This window comes from Thermoactinomyces sp. CICC 10523 (assembly GCF_016055105.1).
In the GTDB taxonomy this organism is placed as follows: Bacteria; Bacillota; Bacilli; order Thermoactinomycetales; family Thermoactinomycetaceae; genus Thermoactinomyces_A; species Thermoactinomyces_A daqus.
Map to the genome: position 1 here is coordinate 159836 of NZ_JAECVX010000007.1, position 15582 is coordinate 175417.

Genomic DNA, 15582 nt, shown 5'->3' on the forward strand with positions numbered 1-15582 from the left:
TCGATGCACAAGCCAGTATGGTTTCCAAAACAAGAGCAAATGGAACAGACACGCTTGTATCGATTTATGAAACGGCTGGGGTTTCGGGACTATGACCGGTTTTATGAACAATCAATCAAGAATATCGCCTGGTTTTGGGATGAAGTTGTGAATGATCTGGGCTTGCGATGGATGATGCCGTACCGGCAAGTGTTGGATATGTCCGATGGCATCGCCTGGACCCGCTGGTTTGTCGATGGAAAGATCAACATTTCCGATAACTGCCTGGACCGGTTTGTCGAAGAACCCGCTGCCCGGCATCGCCTGGCCCTCATCTGGGAGGGAGATGACGGGACGACGAAAAAATACACCTACCGCGACCTGTGGCTGGAAGTGAACCGGCTGGCATGCGGATTGAAGAAATTGGGGGTGGCTGCGGGGGACTGCGTCGCTATCTACATGCCGATGATTGCCGAAAATGTGATAGCCATGCTGGCGGTTGCCCGGATAGGCGCTATTTTTACTCCCTGTTTTTCCGGATACGGAGCTGAAGCGGTGGCAACCCGGATTCAGGGCTGTCAGGCGAAATGGCTGATCACGGCTGATGGCTATTTGCGCCGGGGAAAAGTGGTTGCGATGAAAGAGGAGGCGGATCGGGCTGCAGATTTGTCGCCGAGTGTGGAGAAAGTGGTTGTGGTCAGCCGGCTGGGAAGAGATTGTCCGTGGAACCCGGACCGGGATGTGAAGTGGGATCAATTGACTGCAGAAATGAAAACGCTTTCTCCTGCGGTGACGGACGCGAATGACCCGTTTATGATTATCTATACCTCCGGAACAACCGGCAAACCGAAAGGAACGGTCCATGTACACAGCGGATTTCCGCTCAAAGCGGCCTTTGATGCGGGTTATGCCTTCGATGTGGGACTGGGGGACATTCTGTTCTGGGTGACCGATATGGGTTGGATGATGGGGCCGTGGATGGTTTTTGGCACTCTGCTGTTGGGAAGCACCATGCTCGTATTTGAAGGTACGCCGGATTATCCGACTCCGGGACGTCTCTGGGAATTGACGGAAAAACACGGCGTTACCCATCTGGGCATTTCTCCCACGCTGATTCGTGCGCTCATGAAACATGGCACATCGTGGTTCAGCCAGCGGGATTTAAGCAGTCTGCGCGTGTTCGGTTCGACGGGGGAACCCTGGAACCCGGAACCTTGGCACTGGCTGTTTGAACAAGTGGGAGGAAAGCGGGTTCCCATTTTCAACTACTCAGGCGGAACCGAAATCTCTGGCGGAATTTTGGGCAACCATTTCTTCAAGCCGATCGTTCCCTGCGGTTTTGCCGGACCGCTGCCCGGAATGGACGCCGAGGTGTTTGATGATCAGGGAAAAACGGTTCGGGGCGAGGTGGGCGAATTGGTGTTGCGGCAGCCGTGGGTAGGCATGACCAGCGGATTTTGGCAGGATGCCAGACGCTATGAGGATACCTATTGGTCGCGCTGGCCCAAAACGTGGCTGCACGGGGACTGGGTCATTGTCGATGAGGGGGGGCAGTGGTTCATCACCGGCCGTTCCGATGATACATTGAAAATCGCCGGAAAACGTTTGGGACCGGCGGAGATGGAATCGGTTCTGGTCGATCATCCGTCCGTGATTGAAGCGGCAACGATCGGGGTTCCGGATGCCGACAAAGGGGAAAGCGCCGTCTGTTTCGTTGTCGTACGCGGCGACGGGGAGGAAGTTCAGTCGCTGACAGAAGAGCTGGTCCGATTCGTCGGAGAGCGGATGGGAAAAGCATTAAAACCGAAACGGGTGCATATCGTGGACGAACTGCCGAAAACGCGTAACGGCAAAATCTTGCGCCGGGTCATTCGTGCCGCCTATCTGGGGGAGAATGCAGGGGATCTTTCATCGCTGGAGAATGCACACGCAGTTGAAAAAATTCGCCGGTTGGCCGGTGTGTGACGGACGGGGGAGAAGGAAGAGGAGGCATCCGCCCGGGGTGATCCTCTTCCTGTTTTGTTTCTTCAAATCATGCAAGTCGACACCTTGCTTTAATTTATACTATTTTTTAAAATAAATTATCTTCAAAAGACGGGGTGCGGGGAACATGGTAAAATGTTGATGGCCTGTGGGGACAAAAACAAGGTTGGCGATGCGAATAAATACATAGGGAGAGGTGTCGGTATTGCATGTTTCGGGGAACAGATTTGGAAATGCGCGTGTTACAGGTGCAAGAAACGCACTCTCCTGAACAGAGAGACGAACTATTGCGTGAACTTGAACCGCACGTGCGCAGAATTGCATCACGGATCTGCAGAAGGGTTGTTACACCTCATGATGATGAATACATGATTGCTTATCGGGCGATCGATGAAGCGATCGGGAGATATAATCCCGAACATCGTGCCACCTTTTTATCATTTGCCTACAAGGTCATCCAGCGCCGGCTGGTAGACTATTTCAGGCAGGAAGGCAGGCATCAACGCTCGGTTCCCCTCTCTGCGCCGGGTGCACGTGAAGAAGAGACGCATAATCAAGAGTTAGTCGCTTTGTCGTTTGAAAGACACAAAAAAGAAGAGACAGACCGATTGCGCCGTTTGGAGATTGAAATTTTTATCCGTTCTTTGGAAAAATACGGAATCACGTTGGAGGAATTGACGAAAAAGAGTCCGAAACATCGGGATACACGGGAAAGTTTGTTGCAAGTTGCCAAAATGTTAGTATCGGACAAAAACTTAATGCAAAAGTTTTTATCCCAGAAAAAGACAGAGAAAGATCTGGCAAAAACACTCGGTTTGCACAGACGAACGCTTAACAGACATCGAAACTACCTTATCGCCCTCACCATTGTTGTGGTCGAAGATCTTACCCTGATCCGCAGTTACATTGGGTTATAGGGGAAGAAGGGAGGTTGGACTGATGCGAAAAGGGATCATTATGGAGGTTCAGGCGAAGCACTGGATCATTTTAACCACCGATGGTGAATTTGTTAAAGTTCCAAAAACCAATGATCTTTCCCAGGTTGGAGAAGAAATTTCCGTTCAGACATCACCCGTGAGAAAGCAGAAGCGCGCTGCATGGATTGCGGCCATTTCTGCTGCGGCTGCGGCGATGCTCGGAACTTTTTTTATTCTGTCCTCGGCGGCACCCGACAAAGCCTATGCCCAAACCTATGTGTATCTTGATGTAAATCCGAGTGTTGCCATCGCTTTAAATAAAGATAGAAAAGTGGTCAAGGTTGAACCGCTGAACAAGTCGGCGGAAAAGCTGCTGAAGCAGGCTGATTTCCATGGGGAAAGCGTCGACGATTTTGCTGTTCAGTTTTTGGAAGCAGCGCGAAGAAACGGATATCTGCACAATCAAGACCAAGTGGTGCTGTCAGGGATTAAAGAGGAGAAAGAGAGCGTCTCCACGATCAATTCCTTGAAAAAGGTGATCAGTGAGGAGAGCGAAGACCGACATCTCGGTTTGCATGTGCACACTTTGGCCATGCCCAAAAAAGTGCAGACAAAAGCGGCGAAGAAAGGTTTGTCGCCGGCGAAATACGCTGTCTGGGTGCTCGCGAAGAAAGAAGGAAAAGAGCTTCCGCTGGAAGAGGTCAATGATACGCCGATCGAAGCTTTGGCCAATGATATCAAACCGGTATCCGAATTGTTGAAAAAGCCTTCTGCTACGGATTGGAATTCGATTATCGATGACGGTTCGGAAACGGATGGGCAAACCCCGCCAAAAGACCAGCCCACGGAAGAACCGGCGGATTCCAATCAGAAATTGAATGGATCGGGAAATCAGACACCCACCGATAACGAAAGTCAGCAGAATACTCCCGATCAGACCAATCAGCCGACTAAAGCCAATCCGGGAACTGACACTTCCACATCAAACAACCCGGGTTCTGCTACGACCAATGTGGAAGGCAACACCCAAACCGACACGGGAACTTCAACTGGGTCAATGACGCAGAGTCCATCAGGTTCCCAGTAGAGATAAACGGTCACAGCGATACCGACAACCTTTTTGTGACGCTCGCTTGTTTGTTGCAAGCTGACACCTCCCGAAACAGCTTTCAACAGTAATGAGAGGAGCCATGGGATGAAAGGAATCGGGATCGTTCGCAAAGTAGACCATTTGGGACGCATCGTTTTACCAAAGGAATTAAGAGATTTGATGAGCATCAATCCCCACGATGGGGTGGAAATTTTTGTGGATAACAATGCGATTGTCCTGAAAAAATATAACCCCAGTTGTATTTTGTGCGGAAGTTCTTACAATCTCTTCTACTTTCGTGACAAGATCATTTGTGAAGAATGCATCTCAGAAACAGCGAAATATGTGTTGGCGAAACAGCCGCAAAAGACCGTTTCACACAAATAAGCGCCTGGAAAAGGGCGCTTTTTCTGTTGAGCGAAGCATGTGGATGCCGGGAATTTCCTGTCTTTACTGCTGTGCTGCTGTACATGAAGGAAATGACAAACAACCGCTTGTTTGGTAAAATAAAATCGTATGATCAGAAAAGAGATTATTTTTATAAAAGATTAAATGTAACCGCTTTCTAACAGAAAAGGAGGAACAAGCCGGATGGACGAGCCGCTGATTCTGGTAGAACGGGAAGGCAGGGTCGGGATTGTCCGCCTCAACAGACCCCGCGTGTTAAATGCATTAAACACATCGTTGATGAAAGAACTGGCAGACGTGTTGGAAGAAATGGACAGGGATGAGAACATCGGCTGCATCATCCTTACGGGTCAGGGCAAGGCGTTTGCCGCCGGAGCGGATATCAGTGAAATGGCCGATGCTGCTCCTTTCCAATTTGTCGGAAACGCCTATTTCGCCGATTGGCAGCGGGTCCGCCGGGTGGAGAAGCCGCTCATCGCTGCGGTGGCAGGCTATGCTTTAGGCGGCGGAAATGAATTGGCCATGTGCTGTGACATCATTATTGCGGCGGAAACCGCCCGTTTTGGGCAGCCGGAGATTTTGCTTGGGGTGATTCCGGGAGCGGGTGGAACGCAGCGGTTGACTCGTTCGGTCGGCAAGGGGAAGGCAATGGAGATGATCTTGACCGGCGATCCGATTACCGCGGAGGAGGCATTGGACTGGGGCTTGATCAACCGCGTGGTTCCTCCGGAACAATTGGAACCGGAAGCGTTGAGCCTGGCGCAAAAGATTGCGGAAAAGCCGCCGCTGGCGGTTAAAATGGCGAAACAGGCGATTCTAAGGGCGCAGGAAATGTCGCTGGAACAGGGACTTCACTTTGAACAGCTGGCGTTTGGCATGCTGTTTTCCACCGAAGATCAGCGTGAAGGCATGAATGCATTTATAGAAAAAAGAAAAGCGCAATTCAAAGGAAAATAGGAGGGGACGTAATTGAGTGAACGCACGGTTCTTTTGCAGAAAAAAGAGGGGGTCGGAATTCTTACGCTAAACCGGCCACAGCTGTATAATGCGATCAATAACCAGCTCAGCCGTGAGCTTCTGGAAAAATTGACAAAGGTAAAAGAAGACAGGGAAATCCGCGCTGTCATTTTGACCGGATCAGGGAAAGCGTTTTGTTCTGGACAAGACTTAAACGACCGTTCCGCCATGCAAAAAAAAGGAGAGCTGATTTCACTCGGTGACAGCGTGCGCAGCCGTTATAATCCTCTGATCAAAACGATGGTCGGGATGGAAAAGCCGATCATTGCGGCTGTCAACGGCGTGGCGGCCGGAGCCGGAGCAAGCCTCGCTTTGGCCTGCGATTTTCGTTTGATCACGCCGAAAACAAAGTTTGTCGAAGCGTTCGTCAGGATCGGACTGGTTCCGGACAGCGGCTCGAGCTACTTTTTGCCGCGGCTGGTCGGGCTGGGAAGGGCGCTGGAAATTGCGATGACGGGACGGGATGTCGAAGCGGAAGAAGCCGTAGCGATCGGACTGGCGAACCGCTTGGTTTCCGAAGATCAGTTGATGGACGAAGCTTTTGCCTTTGCGCGCAAGCTGGCGGAGGGGCCGACGGTGGCGATCGGATTGACCAAACAGGCGATTTACAAGGGGATGGAAGGAAGTCTGGAAGAGGCTCTGGAATCGGAAGCCGTTCTGCAGGAGAGAGCGGGGCAGACACGGGACTTTCTCGAAGGGGTACAAGCTTTTGCAGAAAAGAGGAAACCTTCGTTCAAAGGGGAATAAACGCACACCCCTTCGTTTGGGTCATATGATGAAGCAGGTTGGAGATTTTCAGGCTTGTCTGATCGCTTCAAGCTGGAAAAATGGGGATGAGAGATATGGGAAGCATGAAAATCGATCAGGGAAAAAATCAAGAGCGTGAAGATCAGGCGATGATGCGCGATATTTTTGATCTCATGGATCAGCACGGACACGAGCAGGTAGTATTTTGCCGCCACCGGCCGACCGGATTAAAGGCGATCATTGCCATCCATAACACGACACTGGGCCCGGCGCTGGGCGGTTGTCGCATGATCCCGTATTCCTCCACGGATGAAGCGCTTGAGGATGTGTTGCGCTTGTCCAAAGGGATGACGTATAAATGCGGTTTGGCGGATGCCGATTTTGGCGGGGGGAAAATGGTGATCATCGGGGACCCCCGGACTGATAAGACCCCCGAATTGTTCCGGGCGGTGGGCCGTTTTGTCGAAGGATTGAACGGGCGCTTTTTGACGGGAACGGACATGGGGACTTATGCGGAGGACTTTGTTCATGCCGCCAAAGAATCGAAGGCGATTGTCGGTCTGCCAAAAGAACACGGCGGCAGCGGGGATACCTCGATTCCTACGGCGTTCGGTGTTTTGCAGGGAATGAAGGCGACGGCGAAGTACCTTTGGGGATCACCTGAGCTGCGCGGGCGCAAAGTGGCGGTCCAAGGAGTGGGAAAAGTGGGATACCGCCTGGTTGAACTGCTCGTTGCCGAGGGGGCAAGGGTGGTGATCGCGGATATCAACGAGGAGCGTTGCATGGAATTGGCAGAAAAGTACGGAGGTAATGTGGAATTGACCGGAGTGGATACAATCCATCGCGTGGAGTGTGACATTTTCGCCCCCTGCGCCCGCGGTGGTGTGGTGAACGATGAAACGATCGACCAGCTTCGCTGCCTGGCGATTGTCGGTTCTGCCAACAACCAGCTCGAAGAAACGCGTCATGGCGATTACCTGCATGAAAAAGGAATTCTCTATGCCCCTGATTATCTCGTCAATGCGGGCGGATTGATTCAGGTAGCCGATGAAGTGGAGGGTTACGAAGAGAAACGGGTTCTGGCCAAGACGAAAGCGATTTATGACATGTTGTTAGCCATTTATGAACGTTCGCATGCCGAGAATATTGCCACGAGCAGGGCAGCCGATCAACTGGTGATGGAGCGCATCGAGAAAGTGGCGGATCTTCGCCGGATTCTGCTCGGTTTTCATTTGTCGGAAAGAGGGAGGTAGGGTTTGTGCTTACTGACCAGCGTCAAGAAAATCTCGTTCAATATCTCCTGCCGGACGGCACGCTGTCGGGACGGGGGATGGAGATATGGACACGGCTGAACCGGGAGACGAAACTTCGATTTTACCGCGAGATGACGCTCGTCCGCATGTTTGACCGCCGGGCGATTTTGTTGCAGAGGCAGGGGAGGATCGGCACCTATGCGCCGCTGGAGGGCCAGGAGGCGGCACAGATCGGCAGTGCGATGGCGCTGAAGGAGGAAGACTGGATTTTCCCCAGTTATCGTGAACACGGGGTAGCGATGATCGCCGGAATGCCGATCGCCAATATTCTGCTTTATTGGATGGGACGGGTGGAGGGATGCAAGCCGCCCGAAGGGGTTCGCTTGCTTCCGCCTTCCGTTCCCATCGCCACTCAGATTCCGCATGCGGTCGGGGCGGCTTGGGCGGCAAAACTGCGCAGAGAATCGTCGGTTGCTGTTGCCTATTTTGGAGATGGAGCCACCTCGGAGGGCGATTTTCATGAAGCATGCAACTTCGCAGGCGTTTTTCGCGTGCCAGTGATTCTCTTCTGCCAGAATAACGGCTACGCCATCAGTGTTCCTTTTTCGCGCCAATCCGCGTCGGAAACGGTGGCGGAACGGGCCGCTGCCTATGGGTTTCCGGGAGTCCGCGTTGACGGCAATGATGTGCTTGCCGTTTATGATGTGATGACGGAAGCGGTGAAACGGGCCCGGTCAGGTCAAGGGCCGACCTTGATTGAAGCGGTAACCTATCGCAAAGGTTCCCATACCACAGCCGATGATGCGAAACGCTACCGTCCCGATGCAGAAGTGGCAGAGTGGGTGCAAAAGAAAGACCCGCTCAAGCGCTACATTCACTTGTTACGAGCGGAAGGCCTTCTGAATGAAGCAGAGGAAAAAGAGTGGGAACAGGAGTGCAAGCGGCGAATCGATGAGGCGATCCGGGAAGCGGAAAGCCGTCCTCCCGCCCCGCCCACCCATCTGTTCGCACATGTGTATGCGCAGCTTTCTCCCAATGAAAGGCGGCAACAAAAGCAATTGGAACAGGATAAGGGGGGAGTAGGATGACGAAGATGACCATCGTGCAGGCGATCTGTGACGGAATGCGCGTCGCCTTGAAGACCGACCCCAGTGTAATCGTTCTCGGGGAAGATGTGGGCAAAAACGGAGGGGTATTTCGGGCGACGGACGGATTGTGGGAAGAGTTCGGCGATGAGCGCGTGATTGATACGCCTCTCGCGGAAGCGGGGATTGTCGGAACGTCGATCGGCCTGGCGGTCAACGGGTTTCGACCGGTGGCGGAAATTCAGTTTATGGGTTTTATCTATCCCGCTTTTGAACAAATCGTCACGCATGCCGCCCGCCTGCGCACCCGGACACAGGGAGTGTTTCCCGCCTCGCTGGTCATCCGGGCCCCTTACGGAGGCGGAATTCGCGCTCCCGAACTGCATTGCGATTCGACAGAAAGCTTGTTTGTGCATATTCCCGGTCTGAAAGTCGTCGTGCCTTCCACCCCGTCCGACGCGAAAGGGCTGTTGCTCGCAGCGATCAAAGATCCGGATCCGGTCATTTTCCTGGAGCCGATGCGAATTTATCGCTCCGTCAAAGAAGAGGTCCCCGAGGGCTGGTTCGAAGTGCCGCTTGGAAAAGCGCGACGGGTGAGAGAAGGGGATGATCTCAGCGTATTTGCTTGGGGGGCGATGGTGCCGATTGCGGAAAAAGCGGCCCGGGAGTGGGAGCAAAAAGGGGTCAGCTGTGACGTTATCGATTTGCGCACGCTCTATCCGCTGGATGAAGAGACGATCATCGAATCGATCAAAAAGACCGGCAGAGCCGTCATCGTTCATGAGGCTCCGAAAACGGCGGGCCTTGGCGCCGAACTGATTGCCCTGATCCAAGAACACGCCTTTTTGTATTTGGAGGCTCCGATCGCCCGCGTGACCGGATATGATGCTCCGGTTCCGATGTTTGCTTTGGAAGACCATTTTCTTCCCGGAGTGGAGCGCGTTTCACAAGCGATCGGTCAGGTTGCATCATTTTAAGAAAGCGAGGAGGGAAATGGGATGTCAGTGGCATTTCGCTTGCCGGATATCGGTGAAGGCGTGGCAGAAGCGGAAGTGGTGCGCTGGTTGGTGGCGGAAGGAGAAGAGGTGGAAGAAAATCAGCCTGTGATTGAAGTGCAGACTGATAAGGCTGTGGTCGAACTGCCTGCCCCCGCGGCCGGACGCATTGCCAGCCTTTGCTGGAAAATCGGGGATGTGGTTCCGGTGGGAGAAGTATTATACAGGCTCGCAGGTCAGGAGGAAGAGAAACCGGATCCGCCTCCAACACCGGGAGCTTCCGGCGGGGACGAAAAGAATCTGCGGGAGGCGACAGGGGCAAAGAAGCGGAAAAGGGTGTTGGCCGCGCCGTCCACCCGCCGTCTGGCACGGGATTTGGGAGTTGATTTGCTGCAAGTGGAGGGGACAGGCGTTCACGGCAGGGTGACTGATGATGATGTGAGGAAGGCAGCCCGATCGAATCAGTTGTTATCCGCCGGCGAAGACGGGCAAACCGGGATTGTCGATGCCCCTTCGCATGCCCGGGAGTGGGTGGAAGAATCCCTCACCCCCACCCGTCGCAAGATCGCTGACCGGTTGTTGTTTTCGGTGACGCGCAAACCCCACGCGACCCACTTTGATGAGCTGGCCGCTGACGGATTGGTGGAGTGGCGCAAGAACCGGCTTCACGACCCCGAAGGGCCCCGTCTGACCTACATGGCGATTCTGGCCAAACTGGTTGCCGTCACTTTGAAACACCATCCTCATTTCAATGTCCATTTTTTGGAAGAGGAACAGAAAGTAAGGCGTTTTTCTTCCGTTTCTCTGGGGATTGCCACCGATACGCCGCGCGGTTTGCTGGTTCCCGTAATCCATCAGGTGGAAAGAAAGAGTATGGAGAGAATCGCTGAGGAATTGGGACAATTGACAGAGTGGGCGAGAGAAGGAAAACTTTTGCCCAAGCATATGAAAGGGAGCACATTTACCATCAGCAACGCCGGTGCGCTTGGCGGCAGCTGGGCTACACCGATTATCAATCCCCCGGAAGTGGCCATCCTGGCTATTCATCCCATTGAACAAAAGCCGGTCGTTCGGGAAGGCGTTCTCACGGCTGGCTGGCAAATGAATGTTTCGCTCAGTTTTGATCATCGCGTCCTGGATGGGGCGGATGCGATTCGCTTTACAAAAACCCTGGGAGAATATGTTTCCGACCCTGGCAGGCTGGTGAAAGAGTTAGTGTGAAAGCCGGTAGAATCAACCGGCTTTTTTTCATGGCTTGCGAAAATATCAGGAAGAAGAAGGATGGTTTACAATAATAAGGAGAAGCACCAGGTGTGTGATTAAACAAACACTGGAGATGTGCGCCTGAGCCTTTTTCGATGTGTCATTTTCCAGGAAGGAAGAATGGCGAGATGAGGAAAATACGAATCAGGACAGCGGTGAATGAAGATGTTCATATGATCCGGGGACGCTTCTGTTTTTTTCGCAGTCCTTTATCTTTTTGTTGTTACATTGTGGACGGTCTGTTAATCGACACCGGGCCGGTTCGTGCAAGATCAGAACTCCTTCCTTATTTAACTGATAAAAATCCGCGCCAGATTGTTCTCACTCATTTTCACGAAGATCACGCCGGCAACGCCGATTTTTGGGCCGCTTACTTTCGCATTCCCTTGTACCGGTCACCTGAGACAAAATCGGAATTTGACCGATTGGAAATGCCAGCTTACCGTCGGATCATCTGGGGGAATAAGCGGGGGGAAATGGGGGGCGTCGATGTACCCGAATGGCTGGAGACGCCGAACCATCGATTTCGGATTGTTCGCACCCCGGGGCATTCACCTGACCATATTTGCCTGCTCGAAGAAGAGAAAAAATGGTTGTTCGTAGGTGATTTATTTTTGGGAACCCGCCTCGATTACGGGATGAAAGGAGAATCGGTTCCCCGGATGATCGATTCGATCAAGCGGATTCTGACTTTCCCGGTCGAAACCGTTTTTTGCGGCCACGCAGGCATTGTAGAGGACGGCCGTTTCAAATTGGAAAAGAAGCTTCGTTTTTTGGAAGGGTTACAGGAGAAAACGCTGGAATTTCATGAGAGAGGGTTGGATGAAGCCGAGATCGCCAAAAGATTGCTGCCTTCCAAGCAATGGGTATCCTTGTTTACGGGCGGGGAGATGTCGCCGGTTCATCTCGTTCATTCGATTGTGCGTGAGAGAATGAACGGCCGTTGAGAAAAAGATGACGAAAAGTTGTATTTTGCTTTTTTCTTTTCCCAGTGAAAGCATAGTATGGTATAAGCAGAAGAAGAGGATTCTCAATGATGGGAGGGAAGAAATGGAACGCAAAACGATCAGAGGGTGGGCTGCCGTCCTTGCCTGTTCGATGTTGCTCAGCGGTTGCAGCTATTTATCACTGGCGGGCGAGCCAGACAAAAAAGAGGCTGATTTTAAACCGCCGATTTCAAGCACGGATGCCAAATTGATCGTCCGGGATCATGGACAGGGCCTTTATGCATCCAAGCGTTATAATGTGCAGAAGCTGCGGGCAGCGTTGCAGACTTTCCCGAAAAATTTGAAGGCGGAAGAGATTTATGGCCGGTTGCTGGCACTGTTGGGGGAAAACTATGCAGAATATGAAGAGCAATTTACGAAATTGGAGAATCCTCAATACAAGGCGACTTTGCTCCGTTTAAAATCCGAGGCTGAGCCGACTGCTCTAAAGGATGCGACAAAGCCGAAAATGAAGGAGAATGTTGTCATTCTTCTTGATGCAAGCGGGATGATGGCAGGAATGATGAACGGGGAAAGCAAAATGGCCCTTGCTCGTCAGGCCATTAAACAATTTGCGGCCAAACTTCCCAAGGAAACGAAAGTGGCCCTGCTCCTTTACGGACAGACCGGTTCAGAGCAAACCAAGAACCAGGCTCCTTCCTGCGGGAATGTTGAGACAGCGTACCAATTGTCCGCTTATGATGCTAACCGCTTTGACCAGGCTTTAAACGGAGCTCAGCCTGCCGGCGGAATACCGCTTGCCTTGGCGATCAAACAGACAGCCCGCGCATTTTCTGAAAAGCCGGGGGCCACAGGCAAGAACCGGATCTACATCGTCAGCGGGGGAAGCGATACCTGCGGTGGAAACCCTGTTGCCGAAGTGAAGCAATTACATAAATCCAATCCACAAACGATCGTCAACATCATCGGGCTCAGTCTGGATGAAAAAAGCCGGCAGACATTGGATAGCGCCGCGATTGCCGGGGGAGGCACGTTTGTGCCTGTCATGGATGAGCAGGGACTGAAAGAGGCCTTTTCCCGTTTTGCCGGCGAATTGGATGCTGAAAATGAAAATTGGTACACAAAAACGCTGCAAGCGATCAATCAACAATATACCAGTGATAATCAAAAACTGGATGAGACTTACCAAAGCATGGATGCCCGCGTGACACTGGAAGACAGGCATTTGAATGAAGCCTTGGACGATTTGTACCGCATGAAGAAAATCGATCTGAATCACTGGCGGGATACGGGCGATCTGCTGGATGAGCGCTGGTACAATTTGCGCACCTATGCCAAGCAGAGGTACAGTGATGTGGGCGGGAAACTGGATCAGGAATGGGTCGCCCAGAACGATGAAGTGAACCGGTTATGGGTGGAAAATGGAGGGGAAATCGCCGAACTCAAACGGATTTCTCACATGACAGTCTCTCTTCCCAATCCTAAATTAAACCTGCGCTACGGAACGCCGATTATTGCCCGGATGCCCCGTGTCATCCGTTCACCGGAATAAAGCACCGGGAATGACTGGGCGGTACTGTTTCCGAGTCTCTCGGCTTGCAACAAAAAGAGGGCTCCTTGGGAACCGTCTGGTCGTTGATCAACAATAACTTGTTTTGTTGGCCAAAGGAGTTGCAAAGCCCTTTGGCCGTTGTTTTGGAAGAAAAAATTTTTACCCATTTAACAAACATAATTGTTTATAAAAGTTTGTTAAATGGGTAAAAATGTGGTGCCACAATCATTCAGAAAAATAAGGAGGTTTTTCTAATACTGAAAAATAAGGTGGTTATGATTACCGGGGCGTCACGGGGACTGGGGAGGGCTTTGGCACATGCCTTTGCCGAACAGGGGGCTTCACTGGCGCTCACCGCCCGTACGGAAGCAAATCTGAAGCAAGTGGAAAAGGAGCTGCAAGCTTACTTGGTAAAAGTATTGGCCATGGCAGGAGATATGTCCTCCCCGCGCGATGTGGAACGGTTTGTGGCGACAGCGGAGGGCGAATTTGGGCAAATCGATGTTTTGATTAACAACGCCGGAATCTTTGGTCCGAGTCCGAGTCCGTACTTGCTCGACTTTCCCGAGGAAGATTTTATGGAAGTCTTGCGGGTTAACGTCATGAATCCGTTTTTGGTTACCCGGCGGGTACTGGCCGGGATGCTCGCGCGCGGAAAAGGGTCAGTGATCAATGTCACATCGGAAGCAGGCCGGATTGGTTATGCCGGATGGGGAGCATACGGCATCTCCAAGTTTGCCCTGGAAGGAATGACGCAAACCTGGACCGATGAGGTGGAGGGCAGCGGAGTCAGGGTAAATGCAGTCGACCCCGAGGAGATGGATACGGAGATGCATGCCCTGGCCGTACCGGATTGCGATTATGAATTGGCTGATCCGCGTGACAGGGTAGGTGTTTTCCTCTATCTTGCACAGGATGAGTCCAGTCATGTCAATGGCCAACGGCTTCATGCACCCACATTTGCCGGGAAAGAAGGGGATCAACGATGGCGGCTCCGATCCAATTTGTTCTGCCACCGGTTTTAAATGCCTCCAGCCTGCCGGAACGGAAGGGAATCCGGCGGGATCATGTGAAATTGATGGTTTCTGACCGGCTTACCGGAAAATCCCGACATACCATCTTCTTTCAGCTTGATCAATACTTGTCCCCGGGCGATGTGCTGGTGTTAAACAACAGCCGTACAATTCCGGCTTCGCTTAAGGCCAATTGGATTCGTCGGGATGAGTGTCTAAAGAGGGGAATGGAGGTTCGCTTGGCCCGCAGAAAAGATAAGTCAATCTGGGACGCATTGTTGGTGGGAGGATCGGTGATGCCGGGGGACCTGCTTGAATTTTCGCCGCGGTTATTGGCAAAGGCGATTTAGACTCGCCCGCCTTTTGTCACGTTGGATTTCAACCGGCAAGGGGCTGCGCTGTTGGAAGAAATCTACGCACTCGGGGAGCCGGTCCATTATGAGTATTCCGCCGAATCATGGCCGCTCGATTATTATCAAACCGTATACGGTAATGCGCCGGGTTCGGTTGAGCTTCCATCGGCCGGCCGAGCGTTTACCTGGGAAATGCTTTTTCGCTTGCAAAGGAAAGGGATAAAAATTGCCTATCTAACCCTGCATACTGGGTTGAGTTACTTATTTGACGATGCGGAGCGGGTTCAACCGGAGGGAAATTGTGAATTCTATGCAGTCCCGGAAGAAACGGCAAGAATCATTCAGGAAGCGAAAGAGAGAGGGAAACGAGTGATTGCAGTGGGAACAACAGTGGTGCGGGCGCTTGAAAGTGCAGCCTTGTCAGGGGGGATTCAAGCGGTCGGCGGATGGACTTGTCTGCGCATCGACCAAGAGACCCAGTTAAACGTCGTCCGGATTGATGACGGGATTTCATGAGCAGGAAGCTTCCCATCTCGATTTGCTGACCGCCTATTTTTGACCAATGATCTCAATGCGGAAGTGAACAGGATGCAAAAAGAAGGTGTAGAGATTGCCCAAGAGATCAAAACATGGGACATCGGGCTGAAGAATGCTTTTGTGCTGGGGCCGGACGGAGAGTGGATCGAGTTGGTTCAGATTTTGGGCTGATCGATGATGAAGGTCGAAGCGGGCAGGTTCAAATTCCCACCCGCTAAATTTTTTATAAAAAAGGCTTGCATATTTTTTGAACCAGTGATATATTATTTCTTGTCGCCGAGAGGATCGGCACAACTGAGAGAACGCACCTTGAAAATAAGATATGGAATAAGGCAAATGACGAAATGGTCATTCGTCAAGTTGCATCACCGGGAGAGAAACCGTAGCAGGTTAAGCTACTAAGGGCACACGGTGGATGCCTTGGCGCCAGGAGCCGATGAAGG

General features: G+C 52.1%; 14 protein-coding genes and 1 pseudogene. All 15 read left to right on the forward strand.

The features are described 5' to 3' along the window. Window positions 1–3: 3 nt before the first annotated feature. The 15 genes and pseudogenes from I8U19_RS10775 (at window position 4) to I8U19_RS17655 (ending at window position 15310) form a co-directional block, all read left to right on the forward strand. Complete coding sequence (locus I8U19_RS10775) at window positions 4–1944, forward strand: AMP-binding protein (RefSeq protein ID WP_198055892.1); 1941 nt, start codon at window positions 4–6, stop codon at window positions 1942–1944. Between the two features lie 227 nt (window positions 1945–2171). Further along, window positions 2172–2879, forward strand: a complete 708-nt coding sequence (locus tag I8U19_RS10780) for a sigma-70 family RNA polymerase sigma factor (RefSeq protein ID WP_198055893.1) — start codon at window positions 2172–2174, stop codon at window positions 2877–2879. Between the two features lie 22 nt (window positions 2880–2901). Continuing rightward, window positions 2902–3966, forward strand: coding sequence for an anti-sigma factor domain-containing protein (locus I8U19_RS10785; RefSeq protein ID WP_198055894.1), 1065 nt, complete (start codon window positions 2902–2904; stop codon window positions 3964–3966). 108 nt (window positions 3967–4074) lie between these two features. Then, a complete protein-coding gene (locus I8U19_RS10790) occupies window positions 4075–4356 on the forward strand; it encodes an AbrB/MazE/SpoVT family DNA-binding domain-containing protein (RefSeq protein ID WP_052154041.1) in 282 nt (93 codons plus the stop codon). 204 nt (window positions 4357–4560) lie between these two features. Further along, on the forward strand, window positions 4561–5334 hold the full coding sequence (locus tag I8U19_RS10795; protein ID WP_033100146.1) for an enoyl-CoA hydratase-related protein: 774 nt from the start codon (window positions 4561–4563) through the stop codon (window positions 5332–5334). 12 nt (window positions 5335–5346) lie between these two features. Continuing rightward, window positions 5347–6141 (forward strand): enoyl-CoA hydratase-related protein, encoded by a 795-nt coding sequence (locus I8U19_RS10800; RefSeq protein WP_033100147.1) that lies wholly within the window; start codon window positions 5347–5349, stop codon window positions 6139–6141. A 152-nt stretch (window positions 6142–6293) separates the two neighbouring features. Continuing rightward, window positions 6294–7394, forward strand: a complete 1101-nt coding sequence (locus I8U19_RS10805) for a Leu/Phe/Val dehydrogenase (protein ID WP_370589773.1) — start codon at window positions 6294–6296, stop codon at window positions 7392–7394. Window positions 7395–7399: 5 nt separating this feature from the next. Beyond that, a complete protein-coding gene (gene pdhA / locus I8U19_RS10810) occupies window positions 7400–8482 on the forward strand; it encodes a pyruvate dehydrogenase (acetyl-transferring) E1 component subunit alpha (RefSeq protein ID WP_370589213.1) in 1083 nt (360 codons plus the stop codon). Then, on the forward strand, window positions 8479–9456 hold the full coding sequence (locus I8U19_RS10815; RefSeq protein ID WP_033100149.1) for an alpha-ketoacid dehydrogenase subunit beta: 978 nt from the start codon (window positions 8479–8481) through the stop codon (window positions 9454–9456). The genes pdhA and I8U19_RS10815 overlap by 4 nt, the downstream gene beginning before the upstream one ends. A 21-nt stretch (window positions 9457–9477) precedes the next feature. Then, a complete protein-coding gene (locus I8U19_RS10820; RefSeq protein WP_198055896.1) occupies window positions 9478–10695 on the forward strand; it encodes a dihydrolipoamide acetyltransferase family protein in 1218 nt (405 codons plus the stop codon). Window positions 10696–10865: 170 nt separating this feature from the next. After that, complete coding sequence (locus tag I8U19_RS10825; protein ID WP_198055897.1) at window positions 10866–11684, forward strand: MBL fold metallo-hydrolase; 819 nt, start codon at window positions 10866–10868, stop codon at window positions 11682–11684. Between the two features lie 103 nt (window positions 11685–11787). Continuing rightward, entirely contained in the window at window positions 11788–13236 is a 1449-nt protein-coding gene (locus tag I8U19_RS10830; protein WP_198055898.1) for a vWA domain-containing protein, read from the forward strand. Between the two features lie 275 nt (window positions 13237–13511). Beyond that, entirely contained in the window at window positions 13512–14261 is a 750-nt protein-coding gene (locus I8U19_RS10835; protein WP_198055899.1) for an SDR family NAD(P)-dependent oxidoreductase, read from the forward strand. Next, window positions 14222–15118: pseudogene (locus I8U19_RS17295) on the forward strand (S-adenosylmethionine:tRNA ribosyltransferase-isomerase). The gene I8U19_RS10835 and the pseudogene I8U19_RS17295 overlap by 40 nt, the downstream one beginning before the upstream one ends. A gap of 39 nt (window positions 15119–15157) precedes the next feature. Beyond that, complete coding sequence (locus I8U19_RS17655) at window positions 15158–15310, forward strand: VOC family protein (RefSeq protein WP_370589772.1); 153 nt, start codon at window positions 15158–15160, stop codon at window positions 15308–15310. Window positions 15311–15582: the final 272 nt, after the last annotated feature.

What these genes read in the sequence shown, in the direction of transcription:
- I8U19_RS10775 (WP_198055892.1), top strand. Translation starts at nt 4, where the DNA reads ATGCACAAGCCAGTATGGTTTCCAAAACAAGAGCAAATGGAACAGACA.
- I8U19_RS10780 (WP_198055893.1), top strand. Translation starts at nt 2,172, where the DNA reads ATGTTTCGGGGAACAGATTTGGAAATGCGCGTGTTACAGGTGCAAGAA.
- I8U19_RS10785 (WP_198055894.1), top strand. Translation starts at nt 2,902, where the DNA reads ATGCGAAAAGGGATCATTATGGAGGTTCAGGCGAAGCACTGGATCATT.
- I8U19_RS10790 (WP_052154041.1), top strand. Translation starts at nt 4,075, where the DNA reads ATGAAAGGAATCGGGATCGTTCGCAAAGTAGACCATTTGGGACGCATC.
- I8U19_RS10795 (WP_033100146.1), top strand. Translation starts at nt 4,561, where the DNA reads ATGGACGAGCCGCTGATTCTGGTAGAACGGGAAGGCAGGGTCGGGATT.
- I8U19_RS10805 (WP_370589773.1), top strand. Translation starts at nt 6,294, where the DNA reads ATGCGCGATATTTTTGATCTCATGGATCAGCACGGACACGAGCAGGTA.
- I8U19_RS10815 (WP_033100149.1), top strand. Translation starts at nt 8,479, where the DNA reads ATGACGAAGATGACCATCGTGCAGGCGATCTGTGACGGAATGCGCGTC.
- I8U19_RS10820 (WP_198055896.1), top strand. Translation starts at nt 9,478, where the DNA reads ATGTCAGTGGCATTTCGCTTGCCGGATATCGGTGAAGGCGTGGCAGAA.
- I8U19_RS10825 (WP_198055897.1), top strand. Translation starts at nt 10,866, where the DNA reads ATGAGGAAAATACGAATCAGGACAGCGGTGAATGAAGATGTTCATATG.
- I8U19_RS10830 (WP_198055898.1), top strand. Translation starts at nt 11,788, where the DNA reads ATGGAACGCAAAACGATCAGAGGGTGGGCTGCCGTCCTTGCCTGTTCG.
- I8U19_RS10835 (WP_198055899.1), top strand. Translation starts at nt 13,512, where the DNA reads ATGATTACCGGGGCGTCACGGGGACTGGGGAGGGCTTTGGCACATGCC.